The sequence below is a fragment of the Paenibacillus sp. 01L418 genome (assembly GCF_056400045.1).
The window spans coordinates 1-880 of the sequence record NZ_JBFTSN010000819.1 but is presented as its reverse complement, the minus strand read 5'-3'; the positions used below and the strand labels follow the sequence as shown (position 1 = coordinate 880).

Sequence of the window (880 nt, the reverse complement as noted above, 5' to 3'; positions counted from 1 at the left end):
GTCATGTGGTAGGGGGGAAATCATGGAAGCCCGGATTGATAAGATTAAACAACAGTTGCAGTCGCAGGGCTACAAATTAACCCCGCAGCGCGAAGCAACGGTACGAGTTTTACTTGAAAATGAAGATGACCATCTTAGCGCTGAAGATGTATTTATGCTAGTTAAGGATAAAGCTCCAGAAATCGGACTTGCAACGGTTTATCGGACATTGGAATTGCTTAGTGAAATGCATGTTGTCGAAAAATTGAATTTTGGCGACGGGGTAGCGCGGTACGATCTTCGTACGGACAGCAATAAACATCACCACCATCACCTCATATGTGTACAATGTGGAACTATGGATGAAATCAAGGAAGACTGGCTTTTGCCTTTAGAAGAGAGGCTAGAGCAGGAATACGGATTTTTTGTGCTCGATCATCGCCTTGATTTTCAAGGCATTTGTCATCGATGCAAAGAGAAAAACGACCTTGCAAACCCAAATGAGAATCAATCATAAACGGCTTGGCTGCCCAGCATAACTGGACGGCAAGCCGTTTTGGCATTCTATTAAGCTTTAAAAATATGATCAAGCTGCATTAATCCAGCACCTTGTGCAAGCGAACTATAATTGTTCAGCTTCAGCGCTTTTTTTTGCAGCCTTGTTTTTACCGCGTAGGGACTAAGTCCAGGTTTTCCTGCAAGCAGCAAGGCTGCTCCGCCTGCAACATGAGGTGAAGCCATACTAGTGCCGGAGAGCTTTTCGTATTTACCGCCAAGCCATGTGGATAATATATTTTCGCCGGGGGCTGAAACGGAGATCCCGCTGCCTCTGCTGCTGAAAGTAGCTATTTTATTTGCTTTTGTCGTAGCCGCTACCGCTATCGTCTCTTTAAAAGATGCC

At 45.0% G+C, this 880-nt stretch carries 2 protein-coding genes; one reads left to right on the top strand and one right to left on the bottom strand.

The features are described from left to right. Positions 1–22 precede the first annotated feature (22 nt). Positions 23–496, top strand: coding sequence for a ferric iron uptake transcriptional regulator (fur, locus tag AC1DSE_RS35875; RefSeq protein ID WP_339203330.1), 474 nt, complete (start codon positions 23–25; stop codon positions 494–496). Between the two features lie 50 nt (positions 497–546). On the opposite strand, the gene AC1DSE_RS35870 is transcribed toward fur, so the two are convergent. Further along, the coding region (locus tag AC1DSE_RS35870) for a S8 family serine peptidase (RefSeq protein ID WP_477529194.1) at positions 547–880 on the bottom strand (334 nt) is incomplete at its 5' end.